Below are 18,461 nucleotides of genomic sequence, written 5' to 3'. Positions count from 1 at the left end.
CCGCCGGGTGTGACGTCGGTCAGCGCTTGCCGACGAACCAGCCGCGCAGCATCGCCACGCGTGCCTCGAGCTGCTTCGGGTCCGCCAGGGCGACCTCCGGACCCCCGCAGCGGCGGCGCAGCTCGGTGTGCACCGCGCCGTGCGGCTGGCCGCTCTTGCGCGACCAGGCGCCGACGAGCTGGGCCAGCTCCTTGCGCAGCTCGGCCTGCTTGCGGTGGTCCATCTCGGCGCGGTCCTCGACCGGCTGGGCCTTCGACCGCTTGGCGCTCTGCTGGCTCGCCTGGCGCTGGCGCAGCAGGGTCGTCACCTGGTCGGGGTCGAGCAGGCCGGGCAGGCCGAGGAAGTCGAGCTCCTCGTCCGAGCCGACGTCCGCGCCGGTGCCGAACTCGCCGCCGTCGAACAGCACGCGGTCGAACGACGCCTGCGCCTCGAGCGCCTCGAACGTGCCCTGCAGCGCGTCCGACCCCTTCTCGGCGCGGTTCGCCTGCGCGACCAGCGCGTCCTCGGGGTTGTAGCCCTCGCCCTGCTCCTCCGCCGTCAGCGGCCGGTCGAGGGCGTGGTCCCGCTCGACCTCCATGCTGTTGGCCAGCGCGAGCAGCGGGGCGACGCTCGGCAGGAACACCGACGCCGTCTCGCCGCGCTTGCGGGCGCGCACGAACCGGCCGATCGCCTGCGCGAAGAACAGCGGCGTCGAGGTGCTCGTGGCGTACACGCCGACGGCGAGTCGCGGGACGTCGACGCCCTCGGACACCATGCGGACGGCGACCAGCCAGCGTTCGTCGGACGCCGAGAACTCGTCGATCCGGGCGCTCGCGCCGTCGTCGTCCGACAGCACGACCGTCGGTGACTTCCCGGTGAGCCGCGCGATGTGCCCGGCGTACGCGCGGGCGTCCGTCTGGTCCGTCGCGATGATCATGGCGCCGGCGTCCGGCACGGTGCGGCGGACCTCCGTCAGCCGGCGGTCGGCCGCGGCGATCACGGACGGGATCCACTCGCCGTCCGGGTTGAGCGCCGTCCGCCACGCCTGCGCCGTCATGTCCTTGGTCAGCGGCTCGCCGAGCCGGGCGCTGACCTCGTCGCCGGCCTTGGTGCGCCAGCGCATGGAGCCGGAGTACGTGAGGAACAGCACGGGGCGGACGACGTGGTCGCGCAGCGCCTCGGAGTACCCGTAGGTGTAGTCGGCCTTGCTGCGGCGGATGCCGTCGACGCCGCGCTCGTACTCGACGAACGGGATCTGGGCGGTGTCGCTGCGGAACGGCGTGCCGGTCAGCGACAGCCGGCGCGTCGCGCCCTCGAACGCCTCGTGCACGGCGTCGCCCCAGGAGAGCGCGTCACCGCCGTGGTGCACCTCGTCGAGGATCACCAGCGTGCGGGCGGCGGTCGTCCGGGCGGCGTGCAGCGCGGGCTTGGACGCCACGCCGGCGTAGGTCAGCGCCACGCCGTCGAACCCGTGGCCGTGCCGGCCCTGGGAGTTCTTGAAGTTCGGGTCGAGCTTGATGCCGACCCGCGCCGCCGCGTCGGCCCACTGGTGCTTGAGGTGCTCGGTGGGCGCGACGACGGTCACCCGGCGCACGACGCCGGCCTGCAGCAGCTCGGTGGCGATGCGCAGCGCGAACGTCGTCTTGCCCGCGCCCGGCGTCGCGACGGCGAGGAAGTCCCGCGGCTCGGTCGTCAGGTACTGCTCGAGCGCCTCGGCCTGCCAGGCGCGCAGCTTGCCCGCCGTCCCCCAGGGCGCACGCGCAGGGAACGCCGGGGGCAGCTGCGATGCTGCCGACGGCGAGGCGTGCGTGCTGGGTGCGGAGGCGGGGCGGTCCGCGGCGCTCACTGGCCGCCGGAGGAGTCGCCCGACCCCTTGCCGCGCCCGAAGCCCCAGCGGCGGCCGCCGCCGGAGCCCTTGCCGGAGTCCCCGTCGCCGCCGTCCTGCGGCTCGCGGAGGCCCTCGTAGATCTCCTTGCACACCGGGCAGACCGGGAACTTGTTCGGGTCGCGGCCCGGCACCCAGACCTTCCCGCAGAGCGCGACCACGGGCTTGCCGGACATCGCCGACTCCATGATCTTCTCCTTGCGCACGTAGTGCGCGAATCGCTCGTGGTCGCCGGGCTCGGCCAGCTGCTCCTCGGGGCGCTCCAGGAGCCCGGTCCCGGCGCCGGTGCTGGGGTCCGAGAGACGGTCCGGCTCGGTGCTCGGCGGCAGGGGCTCACTCATGGTGACAACTGTACGCGGCCCCTCCGACGCCCCCCGGCCTCGGCTGGGTGACCTCCGCCGCTCCGACCGGCCCGCGGCCCGCGGCCCGCGGCTCGCGGCCGTCGAGGTCGTCGGTTCCGTCCAGCTGATGCGTGGCGCAACTGCCGACCTCGGGCGGAACCGTCGACTTCGTCAGCGCGACGCGCGTGAGAGGGCTCGGGAGACGCGCGCCACGAGGCGGTCGGGCGCGCGGAGGTCGTCCCAGGTGACGCGCAGGATCCGCCAGCCCTCGTCCTCCAGCGCGTCCTGCCGCTGCTTCTCGGCGAACACGACCTCGGGCGCCGTGCCCCCGAACGCGCCCGAGTACTTGACGAAGCCGTCGAACTCGACCGCGACCCCGAGCGCGGTCCAGCCCAGGTCGAGGAAGAACCGGCCGCGGCGAGTGACCACCTCCACCTGCAGGTCCGGCCGGGGCAGGCCTCCCGAGTGGAGCGCCCAGCGCACCAGCGTCTCGCCCGGCGACTGCGCGCGCCCGTCCGCGAGCTCGATCACCTCTCTCGCCCGGACGATGCCGCGAGCACCTGATCGGGTGGCCAGAGTGGTGTCGAGCGCGTCCCGGTCAGCCCCCGCCCGCAGCGCCGAGTCGGCGATCACGATCCCGCGATCGGGCGACAGCGACGCCGCGCAGTCGACCACGGTGCGAGCGAGCGTCGTCACCGGCAGTCCGGACACCTCCGCCCGGTGCTCCGCGGGGAGGTCTCCGTGATGCCGCACGACGGGATCGCCGCCCCGGCTCCGCGGGCGGCTCGGCTGGATGAGGTGCGTCAGGCCGGACAGCCCGACGGTGTCGCACCCCCAGAGCAGCGCAGCGGACTCGTGGCTGAACCACCGCTCCCCCGACGTCTGCCGGTGGACCGCGTGGATCCGCGCGAGTGCGATCCGACGCCGGTCCCGCGCAGGCCCCAGCGACTCTCCTCGCTCGACGTAGGCGCCCCGCCGCACCCGCTCGAGGTCGCGCCGCCGGCGCAGCCGCCCGGCGGTCGTCGGGACGTCACGAACGAGCAGCACGTCGGTGCCCAGGGAGTCGACCATCCTCCACGATCCCGCGCGCCGGCCGGCGACGGCGGGGTCTGCGGACATCTGTGGACGGCCGGCGCCGAAGTCGTCGGTTGTGTCCATCCGACGGGGTGCGCAACCGACGACCTCGGGCGGAACCGCCGACCTCGCGCTCGGCCGGCCGGCGCCGCTACGGGGTGCGGAGGATGGTCGCCAGGCGCTTGCCGCGGGCCAGCTCGTCGACCAGCTTGTCCATCCAGCGGATCTGCTGCATGAGCGGGTCCTCGATCTCCTCGACCCGGACGCCGCAGACCACTCCCCGGATCAGGGCCGCGTCCGGGTTCATCCGCGGGGCGCGCTCGAAGAACTCCGCCAGCGTGCGCTCGTCCGCCAGCGCCGCCTCGATCCCCGGCCCGTCGTACCCGGTGAGCCACTCCAGGACCTCGCCGAGCTCCGCGACGTCGCGGCCCTTGCGCTCGACCTTCGTCACGTAGTGCGGGTGGATCGCCGCGAACGGCGTCCCGAAGATCCGGTGCCCTCCCGACGCCCCCGACGCCCCCGACGCCCCTGGCGCCGCCGACGCCCCCGACCCGGCCACGCTCAGATCCCCTGCCAGCCCGGCTTGGCCGCGAACGTCTCGCGGTAGTACGACGCCAGCTGCAGCCGGCTCGCCGCGGCCTCGTCGACCAGGACCGTCGCGTGCGGGTGGTGCTGCAGGACCGTGCCCGGCCACATCGCGCTGACCGCGCCCTCGGCGAGCTGGTGCACGGCCTCGGCCTTGTGCTTCCCGCTCGCGAGCAGGACCACGTGCCGCGCGGACATGATCGTCGCCAGCCCCTGGGTCAGGCAGTGCGTCGGGACCTGGGACACGTCGCCGCCGAAGAACCGCGCGTTGTCCTCGCGGGTCTGCCGGGTGAGCGTCTTGATCCGGGTCCGGGACGCCAGCGACGACCCGGGCTCGTTGAACGCGATGTGCCCGTCGGTGCCGACGCCGAGGATCTGCACGTCCACGCCGCCGGCGTCCGCGATCGCCGCCTCGTACGCCGCGCACGCCGCCGGGATGTCCGCCGCGAGGCCGTCCGGCCCGTGCACGTCGGCCGGGTCGATGTCGACGCGGGACGCGAACTCCTTCTCGACGACGTTCCGGTACCGCTCGGGGTGGTCGGCGGGCAGCCCGACGTACTCGTCGAGCATGAACGCCCGCACCCCGGCGAACGACAGGCCCTCCTCCGCGTGCCGGCGCGCGAGCTCGTCGTAGACGGCCAGGGGGCTGGACCCGGTGGCGATGCCCAGCACCGCGCGCCCGCCGTCCGCCGCGCGCCCGCGCACGACCCGCTCGATCGCGTCGGCGGCCAGTCGCGCGAGCTCGGCGCCCGGGGCGATGACGACCTCCATCAGGACTCCTTCCGTCCGACCAGCGCGGCGCCCACGGCGCCCACCGGGACTCCGCGCGGTGCGAGCGTCACCCGCTCCGCCATGTGCATCGCGGCCAGGAACGCGGAGTCCCGGGCCTCGTCGTCCAGGCGGGCGCGCACCACCCGCAGCAGCGGGTCGCCGAGCTCGCTGACGCCGCCGCCCACGACGACGTGCGCCACGTCGGTCGTGAGCAGCAGCACGCGGACGGCGGCGGCCACGGCCCCGGCGAACCGGTCGCGCACCGCCACGGCACCAGCATCCCCGGAGTCGGCCGCCGCGAACAGGGCCACGGGCGCCGGGCGGTCGCCTGGCCCGGGCCACGCCGCCGACAGGGCGCCGCCGGACGCGTACTGCTCGAGGCAGCCGCGCTGCCCGCACGGGCACGGCAGCCCGCCGGGCACGTGCACCAGGTGGCCGATCTCGCCGGCCACCCCCGACGCCCCGCGGCGCAGCCGGCCGTCCAGCACCAGTCCCGCGGCCAGCCCGGTGCCGAGCGCGAGGAACGCGAGGTCCGGCGCCGGGTCGGGCAGCAGGTGGGCGGCGCCGAGCGCGGCCACGTTGAGGTCGTTCTCCAGCCGGACGGGCACGCCGCCGAGCGCAGCGGACACGTCGGCGGCCAGGGGCACGGCGACCTCGATCCCGAGGTTCACCGCGTGCTCGACGCGGCCCGCCACCGGGTCGACGATCCCGGGCAGCCCGATGCCGACGCCGGCCAGGGCGCCCGGCGCCAGCCCGGCCTCGGCGACGAGCGCGCGCACGGCCTCCGCGGCGGTCCCGGCGACGCCCGCTCCCCCGGGCCGCGCGGCGAGCCGCACACGGGGCCCGAGCGCGCCGTCCGGCCCGACCAGCACGCCGAGCGTCTTGGTGCCGCCGACGTCGAGCCCGACGGACCAGCCGCCCGGGTCGCCCGCGGCGGCCTCGGCGGCCTCGGTGGCGATCCCTGTGGTGGCCTCGGCGGCGAGCCCCCCGACGACCCCCGCCGGTGCCGGCACGCCGGCCCCCTCCGGCCCCGCGGACGCGCCGCGCGGCCAGGTGATCAGCTCGTCCACGTCAGCCCTTCACCGCTCCGGACACCAGCCCCGACGTCATCCTGCCCTGCACCAGCAGGAAGAACACGATGACCGGCACGGCGATCAGGGTGGACGCGGCCATGACCTCGCCCCAGTCGACGCCGCGGTTCGCGGACGACGCGAGGAACGACCGCAGCCACAGCGGCAGCGTGCGGGCGGACTCGGCGGGCAGGGCGACGAGCGCGACGGTGAACTCGTTCCAGGCCTGCAGGAACGCGTACACGCCCGAGGCCACGAGCCCCGGCGCGAGCAGCGGGAACGTGATCCGCAGGAACGCCTGCACCCGGCTGAGCCCGTCGACCATCGCGGCCTCCTCGAGCTCGATCGGCACGCCGGCGACGAACCCGCGCAGCATCCAGATCGTGAACGGCACGACCGCCGCGGTGTAGAGGATCGAGACGCCGACGACGCTGTTGAGCAGGTTGGTCGACGACAGCATCTTGTACTGCGCGATGAACAGGCCCTCGGCCGGCAGCATCTGGACGAACAGCACGGCGACGACGAAGGTCAGCCGCCCGCGGAACCGGAACCGGCTGATCGCCAGCGCCGCGAGGAACGCGAAGACCAGCACCGCGACGACGGTGACTCCGGTGATCGCCAGGCTCATCCGCAGCGCGGACCCGAAGCCCGCGCCGTCCAGCACGGACCGGAAGTTGCCGAGCGTCGTGCCGGTGGGCAGGAACGTCGGCGTGGAGGCCCGCAGCCGCGCGCTCGGCAGCAGCGACGACAGCACCATCCAGTAGACGGGGAACGCCCACACGACGGCGACGACGACCGCGAGCAGCCCGAGCAGCGCGCGGCGCACCCGCCGACCCGTGCGGCCCCCGGGCGTGCCCCGGCGGGGGCCGGCCGGCGTCGGCACCGCGGGCGTCCCGGCCCGGGCGGGCGGCGCGGCGACGGGGGCGGAGGCGGCGGACGGAGCGGACGGGGCGGACGCGGCGCTCATCGGTCCTCCTTCAGCAGGTTCCGGACGTAGGGCCAGCTCAGCAGCACGGTGAGCGCGAGCACGAAGATCGAGACGGCCGCGGCGCCGGCGAAGTCCTGCCGCCCGATGCCGATCTCGTAGATGAAGTTGCCGAGCAGGTTGGTCTCGCCGACGGGGGCGCCGCCGTCCTGCAGCAGCTTGATCTGGGCGAACACCCGCAGGTCCCAGATGATCTGCAGCAGCAGGACGATGGACAGCACGGGGCGGACCAGCGGCAGCGTGACGTGCCAGAGGATGCGGGCGGGGCCGGCGCCGTCGATGCGGGCGGCCTCGAGCACCTCGTCGGACACCTGGGTCAGCGCGGCGTACATCGACAGCGCGACGAACGGCACGGACATCCAGACGATGATCACGGTGGCGACGAAGAAGAACGACAGCGGCTGGGCGAGCCAGGTGTGCCCGCTGTACTGGTCGAAGCCCATCTGGACCAGGAGCCAGTTGATGACGCCGGTGCGCCAGTCGAACAGCCACTTCCAGACGGTCACCGCGGCGACGAGCGGCATGGCCCAGGCGAGCAGCAGCGACACCTGCAGCACGACCCGGACGACCGGGTGCACGGCCTTCATCAGCAGCGCGAGCAGCGTCCCGATGCCGACGGTGGCGAACGCGTTGACCAGGCAGAAGACCACCGAGCGGACGACGACGGCCCACATCCGGTCGTCGCTGAAGATCCGCGCGTAGTTGTCGAGCCCGACGAAGGTCGGCGGCTGGCCGAACTGCTGCGCCAGGCCGAACTCCTGCAGCGACGTGACGATCTGCCAGTAGAGCGGGTAGCCCATGCCGGCGAGCAGGACCAGCACGGCGGGGATCAGCAGCACGTACGCGGTGGGGCTGAACCGCCGGCGGCGGCGGGCGGCGGGGGGCGGGGACGGCGACGGCGCGGGCGGGGTGGCCGGCGCCGGGCGGGCCGCGGTGGTGGACATGAGACCTCTCCTGACGGGCGACGACCGGACGGGCCCGGCCGCGGGGCTCGCGCCCCGCGGCCGGGACGGCGTCACTGGCCGTTGAGCATCGGCGTGATGCGCTCGTCGTACTGCGCGGCGAGCTCGGTCACGTCGCCGCCCTCGGCGATCGCCTGGAACAGCTCCTCGTAGACGAACGCCGCCTCGACGGCCGCCCAGCCCGGCGCGGCCGGGGTGAGCTTGGAGGCCGCGGCGGTCTCGATCATCGTCTGCGCGAACTTGTCGTCGCCGAGCGAGTCGACGTACTGCGCGTTCGCCGGGCCGAGGCCGTTCTCGCCCAGCATCTGCTGGTACTCGGACGAGAAGATGATCCGCAGCAGGTTCTCGGACAGCTCCGGGTGCTGGGACTGCGCCGAGATGGCGACGTTCGAGCCGCCCGCGAACACCGGTGCGATGCCGCCGTCCACGCCGGGCAGGGCGAAGATGTCGAACTTCGACTCGTCGGCCATGCCGTCGCGGACCTCCTCGCCGTCGTCGTTCGTCGTGAGGTCGCCGATCGACCAGCGGGCCCAGCCCGGCGCCATGATCGTCGCGGCGGCCGGGGCACCGCCCTCGGCGGAGTCGTTGAGGAAATCCCAGTACGCCACGTCGCGCTCGGTGGCCGGCACGTTGGACGCGCCCTGGTAGACGGCCTGCCACTCCTCGAGCCCCTTGACCGTGTTCGGGTCGGACAGCGTGGAGGTCCAGGCGCCGTCCTCCTCGACGGCGAGCTCGCCGCCGTTCGCGAACACCCAGGAGATGCCGTTGCGCCAGTCCTGACCGCCGATCGCGAAGCCCGACCGGGTCCCGTCATTGAGCGCCGTCACCGACTCGCCGAACTCGGCGAGCGTCGTCGGCTTCTCCAGGCCCGCGGCGGTCCAGATGTCCGGGCGGTAGAACATGTAGCGCGAGCCGAAGTAGTACGGCAGCGCGTAGTTCTTGCCCTCCGACATGCCGACCTCGACGAACGACGGCAGCAGGTCGTCGCCGCCCAGCTCGTCGTACAGCGGGGTGAGGTCGCGGAACGCGCCGATGGTGGTGAACGTCGGCGACTGCGTGTTGCCGATCTCCACCACGTCGGGCGTGTTCTCCGCGTCGGGCAGCGCGGTCGTCAGCTTGGTGACGACGTCGTCCCAGGTCTGCTCCTCGATCACGAGGGTCGACCCCGGGTTCTCCTCCTCGAAGGTCGTCTTGAGGTAGTCGCGCAGCTCCTCGGGCGTGTCGGCGCCGTTGAGCCACAGGGTGATCTCCGCGGCCTCGGGGGTGCCGTCGGACCCGGTCGAGCCGCCGTCGTCTCCCGACGAGCAGGCGGTCAGCACGAGCGCCGCCGCCACACCGACGGCTGCCATCCGTACGATCTTCACGTTGGTGTTCCTCCCTGATGCGAGGCGGGGCCTGCAAGCCCCGCCGGGGGTGGTGGTACCGGCACTGCAGGCGGTCGGCTCGGGGTCGTCACGTGACCCCGAGCTGACCGGACAGCACGAGGGCCGCGGCGCCGGACAGCGCCCCGTCCTCGTCCAGCGAACCCATCCGCAGCACGAGGTCCTGCCCCAGCAGGGGCAGGGTCCGGGCCCGGAGCGTGGCGAGCGCCTCGACCCTGAGGGCTCCGTCCAGCAGCTCCGGGGGACCCGAGAGCAGGACCTCGGCGAGGTTGAGGGCACTGACGACGGGAGCCAGGGCGACGCCCAGCTTCCGTCCGACCGACGCGAGCACCGCGTCGGACTCCTGGGGGGTGCGGCCGGCGGTGGCGCGGCGCAGCGCGGGCAGGGAGAGCAGGGTCTCCAGGCAGCCGGCGCGCCCGCACGCGCACGGCCGGGGCTCGGGGTCGCCGGCGCGCACGTCGCGGTCGTCGACGACGGTGACGTGCCCGATCTCGCCGGCGGCGTGCGCGCGACCGCGGACCAGCGCGCCGTCCAGCACGATCCCGGCGCCGAGGCCCTGCCCGACGGTGACGACCATGAGACCCGCCCCGGTCGCGCCGCCGTAGGTGTACTCCCCCAGCGCGTGCGTGTTGGCGTCGTTGGCGACCTGCACCGGTACGCCGAGCCGCTCGGCCAGCAGGTCGGCCAGGGGCAGGTCGTACCAGCCGCGGTTCGGCGCCTGCACGACCACCCCCGACGCGTCGATCACGCCGGGCGACCCGATGCCGACCCCGACGACCGGGCGGTCCGCGGCGGCGAGCAGCTCGCGGCACAGGTCCTCGAGCACGCCGACCGCGGCGTCCCCGGTCCGGCCGTCGAGCGACACCGTGCGGCGGGCGACCACCGCGCCCGTCAGCGTCATCACCGCGCCGCGCAGGCTGGCGTCGTCGGCGAGGTCGACGGCGACGACCTGGAACTCCTCGGTCCGCATCCCGACGAGCGTCGCGGGCTTGCCGACCCGGCCCTCGGGGCGGACGCCGAGCTCGGCGACCAGGCCCTCCGAGATGAGCACGGACACGAGGTCCGAGACGGTCACCCGGGTCAGGCCGGTGCTGCGCGCGAGGTCAGCGCGGGACGACGGCCCCTGGTGGAACAGGGCCTGCAGGACGAGCGACCGGTTGTGCGCCCGGGCGTGCTCCGGGAGCACCTTGCCCGTGGGTCGCAGCGTCCGCCCCACTCCGCGGTGAGCGGGAGCTGCGGACGGCGTCGTCGTCGTCATGTTTGTTAGTACACCTTCCTTACTAATCGACCGTCAAGGTGTTCGTGTGACCGTGACCACATCGTGACCGGGCGTTCACCGGCGTGACATACGGCCCCGGCGGCCGGGAATGCCGCACCCCCGCCCGGCGCTGCACCGGGCATGGAGCTCGGTCTGTACACGTTCGGCGACGTCCACCCCGACCCGGTGACCGGCGCCGTCACCTCCCCCGCGCAGCGGCTGCGCGACGTGCTGGAGCGCGTGCGCCTGGCCGAGCAGGTCGGGCTCGACCACGTCGGCATCGGCGAGCACCACCGCCCCGACTACGCGATCTCCTCCCCCGCGACCGTCATCGCCGCCGCGCTCGCGCAGACCGAGCGGATCCGCGTCGGCAGCGCCGTGACCGTGCTGTCGACCGAGGACCCCGTCCGGCTGTACCAGCAGTTCGCGACGATGGACCTGCTGTCCGGCGGCCGGGTCGAGCTGCTGGCGGGGCGCGGCTCGTTCATCGAGTCGTACCCGCTGTTCGGCGCCTCGCTCGACGACTACGACGACCTGTTCGAGGAGAAGATCCGGCTGCTGCTGCGGATCGACCGGGGCAACCCGGTGACCTGGTCGGGCCGGTTCCGCGCGCCGCTGCACGCCGCGGAGGTGCTGCCCCGCCCGCTCGACAAGCCCGGGCTCGGCGAGCACCTGCGGATCGCGGTGGCCACTGGCGGCAACCCGGCGTCGTCCGACCGCGCGGGCCGCCTCGGCCTCCCGGTGTCCTACGCGATCATCGGCGGCCGGCCCGCGGACTTCGCCCCGCTCGTCCGGCTGTACCGCGCGGCGCACGAGGGGGCCGGCCACGACGCCGCGACCCGCCGGGTCGAGGTCGCGGGCATGGGGTTCGTCGCCGACGACGCCGAGCAGGCGCGCGAGTTCTTCTTCCCGTACTGGCTGGACTCGATGCGCCGGATCGCCGCCGAGCGCGGGTTCGCCATCCCGAACCGGATCGCGTTCGAGTCCCAGGCGGCGAAGGGCGGGGCCTACTTCGTCGGGTCGCCGGAGGAGGTCGCCGAGCGCATCGTCGCGCTGCACGCGGTGCTCGGCCACGACCGGCAGATCTTCCAGATGGACCTCAGCGGCGTCCCCCAGCGGGAGTCGATGCGCGCGATTGAGCTGCTCGGCACCCGCGTGGCCCCGCTGGTCCGCGAGGCGCTGGGCTGAGCGGATCGGCCGGGCCGCACGTCCCGCGCCCCCACCCCGGCGACCTCGATACGGTGTGACCGTTCGATCTGCTTCCGAGAGGGACTCGCCGTGACTGCACCCGTCGACGCCACCACCACCGGCGCCTGGACCGCCCTGACCGCCCACGAGGAGGCGTTCGACCCCGACCTGCGCGGCTGGTTCGCGGCCGACCCCGAGCGGGCGACGCGCCTGACCCGGCAGCTCGCCGACCTCACCGTCGACCTGTCGAAGAACCTGGTCACCGACGAGACGCTGGCCCTGCTGGTCGCGCTGGCCGAGCAGGTCGACCTCAAGACCCGCCTCGACGCGATGTTCGCCGGCGAGCACATCAACGTCACCGAGGACCGCGCCGTGCTGCACACCGCGCTGCGCCGCCCGGCCGACGCCGAGCCGCCGCTGGTCGTGGACGGCCAGGACGTCGACGCCGACGTGCAGGAGGTGCTCGCCAAGGTCGCCGCGTTCGCGGAGAAGGTGCGCTCCGGCGAGTGGACCGGCGTCACGGGCGAGCGCGTCGCGACCGTCGTCAACATCGGCATCGGCGGCTCGGACCTCGGGCCGGTCATGGCGTACGAGGCGCTCAAGCCGTACGTGCAGGACGGCCTCGAGGTGCGGTTCGTGTCGAACATCGACCCGACCGACATCGCCGAGAAGACCAAGGACCTCGACCCGACGACGACGCTGTTCATCGTCGCGTCCAAGACGTTCGGCACGCTCGAGACCCTGACCAACGCGCGCCTCGCCCGCGACTGGCTGTGGCGGGAGCTCGTCGCCGCCGGCGCGATCGAGGACACCGAGGAGGCCCGCACCGGCGCGGTCGCCAAGCACTTCGTCGCGGTGTCGACGGCGCTGGACAAGGTCGCGGCGTTCGGCATCGACCCGGAGAACGCGTTCGGCTTCTGGGACTGGGTCGGCGGCCGCTACTCGGTCGACTCGGCGATCGGCACCTCGCTCGCGATCGCGATCGGCCCGGACGCGTTCGGCGAGCTGCTCGAGGGCTTCCACGCCGTCGACGAGCACGTCCGCACCACGCCGTTCGAGCAGAACGTGCCGGTGCTGATGGGGCTGCTCAACGTCTGGTACGTCAACTTCCTGGACGCGCACACGCACGCCGTCCTGCCGTACGCCCAGTACCTGCACCGGTTCCCGGCGTACCTGCAGCAGCTGACCATGGAGTCGAACGGCAAGTCGGTCCGCTGGGACGGCACGCCGGTGACGACCGAGACCGGCGAGGTGTTCTGGGGCGAGCCCGGCACCAACGGCCAGCACGCGTTCTACCAGCTGATCCACCAGGGCACCCGGCTGATCCCGGCGGACTTCATCGCGGTCGCCAACCCGGCGCACCCGCTGAAGGACGGCGACACCGACGTGCACGCGCTGTTCCTGGCGAACTTCTTCGCGCAGACCAAGGCCCTGGCGTTCGGCAAGACCGCCGACGAGGTCCGCGCCGAGGGCACCGCCGAGGACATCGTCCCGGCGCGGGTGTTCCCGGGGAACCGCCCGACGACGTCGATCCTCGCGCCCGCGCTCACGCCGTCGGTGCTGGGCCAGCTCATCGCGCTCTACGAGCACATCACGTTCGTCGAGGGCGTCGTGTGGGGCATCGACTCGTTCGACCAGTGGGGCGTCGAGCTGGGCAAGAAGCTCGCGCTCGAGATCGCCCCGGCGGTCGAGGGCGACGCGGGCGCGCTCGAGGGCCAGGACCCGTCGACCCGCTCGCTGATCGCGCGCTACCTGGAGCTGCGCCAGGGCTGACCCCCGGCCGCGCACGCGCCGACGGGCCCGCTCCGACCACGCGTCGGGGCGGGCCCGTCCGCGTCCGGGCCGGCGGGCCCGCCCGCGTCAGCCGACGGGCCGCGCCCGCCGCCCGCCCAGCGGGTCGTCCCGCACCCGGTCGTGCACCTGTGCCGCCACGGGCGGCAGCCCGCTGCCGACGTCGACCGACGGCAGCACCGGCCCGCCGAGCAGCACCGTCGGCTGCGGCACGGGGATCCCGTCCGCGGCCGGCCAGCGCGCGCCGTCGACCCGCTGCGCCCGGCGCCGCGAGCGCGCGAACGCCCGCAGCCCGATCCCGAGCATCGCGACGAGGACCAGCGCGGCCTCGTAGGCCAGCACCACCTGCGCGTACAGCGTCAGCCACACCTGGAGCACCAGCACGGCCACGCCGATCAGTACCGCGACCACCCGTCCCATGAGGCCCCCTCGGCTCATCCACGCTGCGGCGCGTGCGGCAGGCCAGCGTCCCGCCGATCCCGTGCGGCGTCAAGACCCGCCGGGTGACGGTCGTCGGGCCGCCCGGTGCCCGCGCTCACCCGGCCGCCGCGCCGTCCCCGAACCAGTCCGCGACCCGGGCGACGACGGCCCGGTCGAACGCGTCGTCGTCGTGGTGCGCCGACAGCCAGCGCACGAAGGACCCGCCCGCGACCGCGTCCAGCTGCCGCCGGCACGCGGCGGGCCGGGTGACCGCGAGCTCGAGCTGCTCGGCGGCCTCGTCGGGCGTCCGGTACAGGAACGGGTAGCCGTCGGGCAGCAGCGCCCGCGCCCAAGGCAGGTCCGGGAACACCCCGACGGCCCCGGCCGCGAGCGCCTCGACGTACTCGAGGCCGTACGACTCCTCGGTCGCGGTCGCGAGGAACGCCGTGGTCCGGCCGAGCGCCTCCCAGTACGAGTCGCGGGTCGCGGTCAGCGGGCCGACCCAGCACCACGGCCGCTCGGACATCCGCATGGCGACGTCCGACACGAGGTGCGACTCGTGCAGCCGCGCCTCGACCCGGATCGGCGTGCGGCGCTGCACGCGGTCGACGACCTCGAGGAACAGCCGCGGCTGCTTGCGCTCGGAGACGTAGATCGCCGGGTAGAGCACGACGGGGGTCTCCGGCTCGTGCCGGGGTCGGACGTGGTCGACCCGGAACCCGAGGTTGACCCACGCGATCCGCGCCCGCTCCCCCAGCGCCGGCACGGTGAGCCGGCCGATGAGCTCCGTGATCTCGGAGGCCGTCCGCGCGGAGTTCGCGAACGTCGGGAACAACGCGCAGGACAGCGCGAGGGCCGCGCGCTCGACGTCGTGCGGGTACCGGGTCGCGTCCCACCACACGAAGTTCATCACCCGCGGCCGCTCGCACCCGCCCGCGCGCAGCGTCCGCCACACCTGCACCGAGTCGAGCACGTCCATCGTGATGACCACGGTGTCGGTGCCGTCGACGAACTCGAGCGGCAGGAGGTCGAACCCGGCGCCGCGCCGCGGCCCCGGCCCGATCAGCACCGATCCGGGGAACACCCGCAGCAGCCTCCGGACCAGCGTGGCGCCGGCGTCGTGCCCCTGGACGAGCCCGTCGGGACCGACCAGCGCGTCGTCGTGCTTGACCGCGACCCGCACCGGGCTCACCGCCCCTCGGTGTCGACGAGCGCCCCGTCGTCCGCGCCGCCGGCCGGCCGCGGCAGCACGTCCCCGCGGTCCCGGACCGGGCCCCCGTCCGCCGAGACCACCGGCTCGGCGGGCTCCCCCGGCTCCGCCGCCTCGCCGCCGTCCCCCGGCTGCCCGCCGATCCGCATCGCGTAGAACGACCGGTGCACGAACACGGCCGACGCCACGAAGAACACCGCCGCCAGCACGCGCACCAGCGTGCCGCGTCCGTCGTCGACGAGGCTGACCGCCAGCTCGACGGCCAGCAGCCCGAACAGCGTCGTGAACTTGATGACCGGGTTGAGCGCGACCGACGACGTGTCCTTGTACGGGTCGCCGACGGTGTCGCCGACGATCGTCGCGTCGTGCAGCGCGGTGCCCTTGGCGTGCAGGTCGACCTCGACGATCTTCTTGGCGTTGTCCCAGGCGCCGCCGGCGTTCGCCATGAAGATCGCCTGGTACAGCCCGAACACCGCGATCGAGATGAGGTAGCCGATGAAGAAGTAGGGCTCGACGAACGCGAACGCCAGCGTGGCGAAGAAGATCGCCAGGAACATCGTCAGCATGCCCCGCTGGGCGTACTGGGTGCAGATCTCCACGACCCGGCGGGAGTCGGCCTCGCTGGCCCGCTCGGTGCCGTCCAGCCGGATGGTCGCCTTGATGAACTCCACCGCGCGGTAGGCGCCCGTCGTCACGGCCTGGATGGACGCGCCGGTGAACCAGAAGATCATCGCGCCGCCGGTGACCAGGCCGAGCAGGAACGGCGGGTGCAGCAGCGACAGGTTCTCCAGCCCGGTCGTCAGGCCGTGGGTGAGCGCCATGATGATCGAGAAGATCATCGTGGTGGCCCCGACGACCGCGGTGCCGATCAGCACGGGCTTCGCGGTGGCCTTGAACGTGTTGCCGGCGCCGTCGTTCTCCTCGAGCATCCGCTTGGCGTGCTCCCACCGCGGCGTGAACCCGTGCTCCGCCTCGATCTGCGCGGCGGCGCCCGGCAGCTCCTCGACCAGCGACAGCTCGTAGACGCTCTGCGCGTTGTCCGTGACCGGCCCGTAGGAGTCGACGGCGATCGTCACCGGCCCCATGCCGAGGAAGCCGAACGCCACCAGCCCGAACGCGAACACCGCCGGGGCGATCATCACCTGGTCGAGCCCCTGCTCGCTGATCAGGTACGCGCCGCCCATCAGGCCGACGACCGTCATGCCCAGCCAGTAGGCGGACACGTTGCCGGCGACGAGGCCGGACAGGATGTTCAGCGACGGCCCGCCCTCCCGGGACGACGTGACGACCTCGCGCACGTGCCGGCTGCTGGTCGACGTGAACACCTTGACCAGCTCCGGGATGAGCGCCCCGGCCAGCGTGCCGCAGGAGATGATCGTCGCGACCTTCCACCACAGCCCGCCGCCGGCGTCGTCGAGGTGGCCGAGCACCGCCCAGGTCGTGAGGTACGTCAGCGCGATGCTCACCACCGACGTGAGCCAGACGAGCGAGGTGAGCGGCTTCTCGAAGTCCATCCGCTCCGTGGCGGCGTACCGGCGGCGGGTCCACGCGTCGTTCGCCAGGTAGGACAGCGCCGACGCGATGACCATGACGGCGCGGACCACGAACAGCCAGACCAGCAGCGTCGCCTGCATGACCGGGTCGTCGACGGCCAGCAGCACGAACGTCACGAGCGCGACGCCGGTGACCCCGTAGGTCTCGAACCCGTCGGCGCTGGGGCCGACCGAGTCGCCCGCGTTGTCGCCGGTGCAGTCGGCGATCACACCGGGGTTCCGGGCGTCGTCCTCCTTGATCTTGAACACGATCTTCATGAGGTCGGACCCGATGTCGGCGATCTTGGTGAAGATGCCGCCCGCGATCCGCAGCGCGGAGGCCCCGAGCGACTCGCCGACGGCGAACCCGATGAAGCACGCGCCGGCGACGTCCGCGGGGAGGAACAGCAGGATGACCAGCATCATCAGCAGCTCGAGGCTGATCAGCACCATCCCGATCGACATGCCGGACTGCAGCGGGATGCGGTGCACCGGCAGCGGCCGGCCCGCCAGTGACGCGAACGCGGTGCGGGAGTTGGCGAGCGTGTTGACCCGGATGCCGAACCACGCGACGGCGTAGGACCCGGCGATCCCGAGCAGGCTGAACGCGATGATCGTGGCGACCCGGCCCCACTCGAACCCCACGAGCGCGCGGTAGTAGACGACGACCACCGCGGCGATGAACACCCACAGCAGCAGGAGGAACCGGCCCTGCTGGGTGAGGTAGGTGCGGCAGGTCGAGTAGATCAGCTCGGAGATCTCCCGCATCGCGGCGTGCACCGGCAGCCGGCGGAGCTGCACGTAGGTGGCGACGCCGAACGCGAGGCCGAGCACGCACACGAGCAGGCCGACGACGAGCAGCAGTCGGCCGGACACGCCGCCCAGCGCGGACACGGCGCCGAGGTCCGGCAGCACGAGGCTCGCCTCGCCGCCGTGGACCGCGCCGCCGTCCGCGCCCGACGCCGTACCGGACGCGGCGCAGCCGGCGAGGGACGCGACGACGGCTGCCGGACCGGCCCCCGCGAGCGCGACCCGCCGTCGCCGGCGGCGCCGACCCGGGCCGGTGCCGCGCGGCGGCTCCGCCGGTGCGGGCGAGGTGGTGGTCGTGCCGGTCCGGACGTCAGTGTTCACGGTCGGGTCCCTGGTGAGAGCGCCTTCGCTGCCACCCTCGACGCTAGGACCGGCCCGGCCCCGCCGGATGAGACGTACGGCCCACCCGGGGGCCACCCCCGCGCGTCAGCCGCGCGTCAGCCGCGCGTCAGCCCCAGCGCCCCAGCCGCTGCGCGAGCAGCGCGAGCGCCACCGGGCCCGCCGTCGACGTCCGCAGCACGTGCGGGCCGAGCAGCACCGCCTGCGCCCCGGCCTCCACCAGGTCGGCGAGCTCGCGCTCCGCGATCCCGCCCTCCGGGCCGACGACCACCAGCACGTCCGCGGGCGTCCCGGGCGCGGGCAGCGTCGCCGAGGCGAGCGGCGTGGTCGCCTCCTCGTGCAGCACGAGCACGGCGCCCCCGGCCTCGACCACCTCGCGCGCCCGGCGGACCAGCGCGGCGCTGGTCTGCGCCAGGTCGACGGCGGGGACGTGCGCCCGGCGGGCCTGCTTCGCGGCGGTCCGCACCGTGCCCAGCCAGCGCGCGCGGCTCTTGGCCGCCCGGTCGCCGCGCCACACGACGATCGACCGCTCGGCCTGCCACGGCACGACGCCGTCGGCGCCGACCTCGGTGGCCGCCTCGATCGCCATCTCGTCCCGGTCCCCCTTGGCGAGCGCCTGCACCAGCACCAGCCGCGGCGCGGGCACCGGCTCGACGACGACCTCGCGGACGCGCAGGTGCACGCCCTCGGGCCCGGTGGCCTCGACCTCGCCGACCAGCCGGGTGCCGGCGCCGTCGACGACGTCGACCCGCTCCCCCGCCGTCTTGCGCTGCACCACGCCCGCGTGCCGTCCCTCGGCGCCCGCCAGCAGGTAGGTGCCGCCGGCCGCGAGCGCGTCGAGGTCGCCCGGCTCCGCCAGGAAGACCGGAGCGGTCACGC

Annotated in this window: 16 protein-coding genes; 2 read left to right on the top strand and 14 right to left on the bottom strand. The window is 74.1% G+C overall.

Translation table 11 applies throughout. The features are described 5' to 3' along the window. Positions 1 to 19: 19 nt before the first annotated feature. The 10 genes from Cpa01nite_RS05535 to Cpa01nite_RS05490 form a co-directional block, all read right to left on the bottom strand. On the bottom strand, positions 20 to 1,825 hold the full coding sequence (locus tag Cpa01nite_RS05535; RefSeq protein ID WP_203667754.1) for a DEAD/DEAH box helicase: 1,806 nt from the start codon (positions 1,823 to 1,825) through the stop codon (positions 20 to 22). Further along, on the bottom strand, positions 1,822 to 2,205 hold the full coding sequence (locus tag Cpa01nite_RS05530) for a DUF3039 domain-containing protein (protein WP_203667753.1): 384 nt from the start codon (positions 2,203 to 2,205) through the stop codon (positions 1,822 to 1,824). The genes Cpa01nite_RS05535 and Cpa01nite_RS05530 overlap by 4 nt, the downstream gene beginning before the upstream one ends. A gap of 171 nt (positions 2,206 to 2,376) precedes the next feature. Next, on the bottom strand, positions 2,377 to 3,276 hold the full coding sequence (locus Cpa01nite_RS05525) for a type IV toxin-antitoxin system AbiEi family antitoxin (protein ID WP_203667752.1): 900 nt from the start codon (positions 3,274 to 3,276) through the stop codon (positions 2,377 to 2,379). A gap of 154 nt (positions 3,277 to 3,430) precedes the next feature. Continuing rightward, positions 3,431 to 3,769: a DUF2200 domain-containing protein gene (locus tag Cpa01nite_RS05520; protein WP_275406210.1), complete on the bottom strand. Its 339-nt coding sequence runs from the start codon at positions 3,767 to 3,769 to the stop codon at positions 3,431 to 3,433. 71 nt (positions 3,770 to 3,840) lie between these two features. Further along, entirely contained in the window at positions 3,841 to 4,635 is a 795-nt protein-coding gene (gene nagB, locus Cpa01nite_RS05515) for a glucosamine-6-phosphate deaminase (protein WP_203667750.1), read from the bottom strand. Further along, positions 4,635 to 5,705 carry an ROK family protein gene (locus Cpa01nite_RS05510; protein WP_239068550.1) on the bottom strand — a complete coding sequence of 357 codons (1,071 nt, stop codon included), beginning with the start codon at positions 5,703 to 5,705 and terminating at the stop codon, positions 4,635 to 4,637. Before Cpa01nite_RS05510 ends, nagB begins: the two co-directional genes overlap by 1 nt. A gap of 1 nt (position 5,706) precedes the next feature. Beyond that, positions 5,707 to 6,672, bottom strand: coding sequence for a carbohydrate ABC transporter permease (locus Cpa01nite_RS05505; protein ID WP_203667749.1), 966 nt, complete (start codon positions 6,670 to 6,672; stop codon positions 5,707 to 5,709). Continuing rightward, positions 6,669 to 7,634 carry a carbohydrate ABC transporter permease gene (locus Cpa01nite_RS05500; protein WP_203667748.1) on the bottom strand — a complete coding sequence of 322 codons (966 nt, stop codon included), beginning with the start codon at positions 7,632 to 7,634 and terminating at the stop codon, positions 6,669 to 6,671. Before Cpa01nite_RS05500 ends, Cpa01nite_RS05505 begins: the two co-directional genes overlap by 4 nt. 71 nt (positions 7,635 to 7,705) lie before the next feature. Further along, complete coding sequence (locus Cpa01nite_RS05495; RefSeq protein ID WP_203667747.1) at positions 7,706 to 9,001, bottom strand: extracellular solute-binding protein; 1,296 nt, start codon at positions 8,999 to 9,001, stop codon at positions 7,706 to 7,708. A gap of 103 nt (positions 9,002 to 9,104) precedes the next feature. Beyond that, the gene (locus Cpa01nite_RS05490) at positions 9,105 to 10,292 is read right to left on the bottom strand and encodes an ROK family transcriptional regulator (protein ID WP_203667746.1); all 1,188 of its coding nucleotides are present in this window, start codon (positions 10,290 to 10,292) and stop codon (positions 9,105 to 9,107) included. A gap of 141 nt (positions 10,293 to 10,433) precedes the next feature. On the opposite strand from Cpa01nite_RS05490, the gene Cpa01nite_RS05485 reads away from it, so the two are divergent. Continuing rightward, positions 10,434 to 11,480: an LLM class flavin-dependent oxidoreductase gene (locus Cpa01nite_RS05485; RefSeq protein WP_203667745.1), complete on the top strand. Its 1,047-nt coding sequence runs from the start codon at positions 10,434 to 10,436 to the stop codon at positions 11,478 to 11,480. A 90-nt stretch (positions 11,481 to 11,570) separates the two neighbouring features. Further along, a complete protein-coding gene (pgi, locus tag Cpa01nite_RS05480) occupies positions 11,571 to 13,253 on the top strand; it encodes a glucose-6-phosphate isomerase (RefSeq protein ID WP_203667744.1) in 1,683 nt (560 codons plus the stop codon). 87 nt (positions 13,254 to 13,340) lie between these two features. Here pgi and Cpa01nite_RS05475 read toward each other — a convergent pair whose 3' ends face one another. From Cpa01nite_RS05475 to Cpa01nite_RS05460, 4 genes are all read right to left on the bottom strand, one after another. Then, positions 13,341 to 13,709 (bottom strand): hypothetical protein, encoded by a 369-nt coding sequence (locus tag Cpa01nite_RS05475; protein WP_203667743.1) that lies wholly within the window; start codon positions 13,707 to 13,709, stop codon positions 13,341 to 13,343. A gap of 97 nt (positions 13,710 to 13,806) precedes the next feature. Continuing rightward, positions 13,807 to 14,883 carry a glycosyltransferase family 1 protein gene (locus Cpa01nite_RS05470; protein WP_239068549.1) on the bottom strand — a complete coding sequence of 359 codons (1,077 nt, stop codon included), beginning with the start codon at positions 14,881 to 14,883 and terminating at the stop codon, positions 13,807 to 13,809. Beyond that, positions 14,880 to 17,564 carry a sodium-translocating pyrophosphatase gene (locus Cpa01nite_RS05465; protein WP_203667742.1) on the bottom strand — a complete coding sequence of 895 codons (2,685 nt, stop codon included), beginning with the start codon at positions 17,562 to 17,564 and terminating at the stop codon, positions 14,880 to 14,882. The genes Cpa01nite_RS05470 and Cpa01nite_RS05465 overlap by 4 nt, the downstream gene beginning before the upstream one ends. A 127-nt stretch (positions 17,565 to 17,691) precedes the next feature. Further along, positions 17,692 to 18,459, bottom strand: coding sequence for a 16S rRNA (uracil(1498)-N(3))-methyltransferase (locus tag Cpa01nite_RS05460; protein WP_203667741.1), 768 nt, complete (start codon positions 18,457 to 18,459; stop codon positions 17,692 to 17,694). Between the last annotated feature and the right edge of the window lie 2 nt (positions 18,460 to 18,461).

This window comes from Cellulomonas pakistanensis, from assembly GCF_016862755.1.
Lineage (GTDB): Bacteria > Actinomycetota > Actinomycetes > Actinomycetales > Cellulomonadaceae > Cellulomonas > Cellulomonas pakistanensis.
This window is presented reverse-complemented; position numbering and strand designations above follow the sequence as displayed.

What these genes read in the sequence shown, in the direction of transcription:
- Cpa01nite_RS05525 (WP_203667752.1), bottom strand. Translation starts at nt 3,276, where the DNA reads ATGGTCGACTCCCTGGGCACCGACGTGCTGCTCGTTCGTGACGTCCCG.
- Cpa01nite_RS05485 (WP_203667745.1), top strand. Translation starts at nt 10,434, where the DNA reads ATGGAGCTCGGTCTGTACACGTTCGGCGACGTCCACCCCGACCCGGTG.
- Cpa01nite_RS05475 (WP_203667743.1), bottom strand. Translation starts at nt 13,709, where the DNA reads ATGAGCCGAGGGGGCCTCATGGGACGGGTGGTCGCGGTACTGATCGGC.
- Cpa01nite_RS05500 (WP_203667748.1), bottom strand. Translation starts at nt 7,634, where the DNA reads ATGTCCACCACCGCGGCCCGCCCGGCGCCGGCCACCCCGCCCGCGCCG.
- nagB (WP_203667750.1), bottom strand. Translation starts at nt 4,635, where the DNA reads ATGGAGGTCGTCATCGCCCCGGGCGCCGAGCTCGCGCGACTGGCCGCC.
- Cpa01nite_RS05505 (WP_203667749.1), bottom strand. Translation starts at nt 6,672, where the DNA reads ATGAGCGCCGCGTCCGCCCCGTCCGCTCCGTCCGCCGCCTCCGCCCCC.
- Cpa01nite_RS05490 (WP_203667746.1), bottom strand. Translation starts at nt 10,292, where the DNA reads ATGACGACGACGACGCCGTCCGCAGCTCCCGCTCACCGCGGAGTGGGG.
- Cpa01nite_RS05530 (WP_203667753.1), bottom strand. Translation starts at nt 2,205, where the DNA reads ATGAGTGAGCCCCTGCCGCCGAGCACCGAGCCGGACCGTCTCTCGGAC.
- Cpa01nite_RS05495 (WP_203667747.1), bottom strand. Translation starts at nt 9,001, where the DNA reads ATGGCAGCCGTCGGTGTGGCGGCGGCGCTCGTGCTGACCGCCTGCTCG.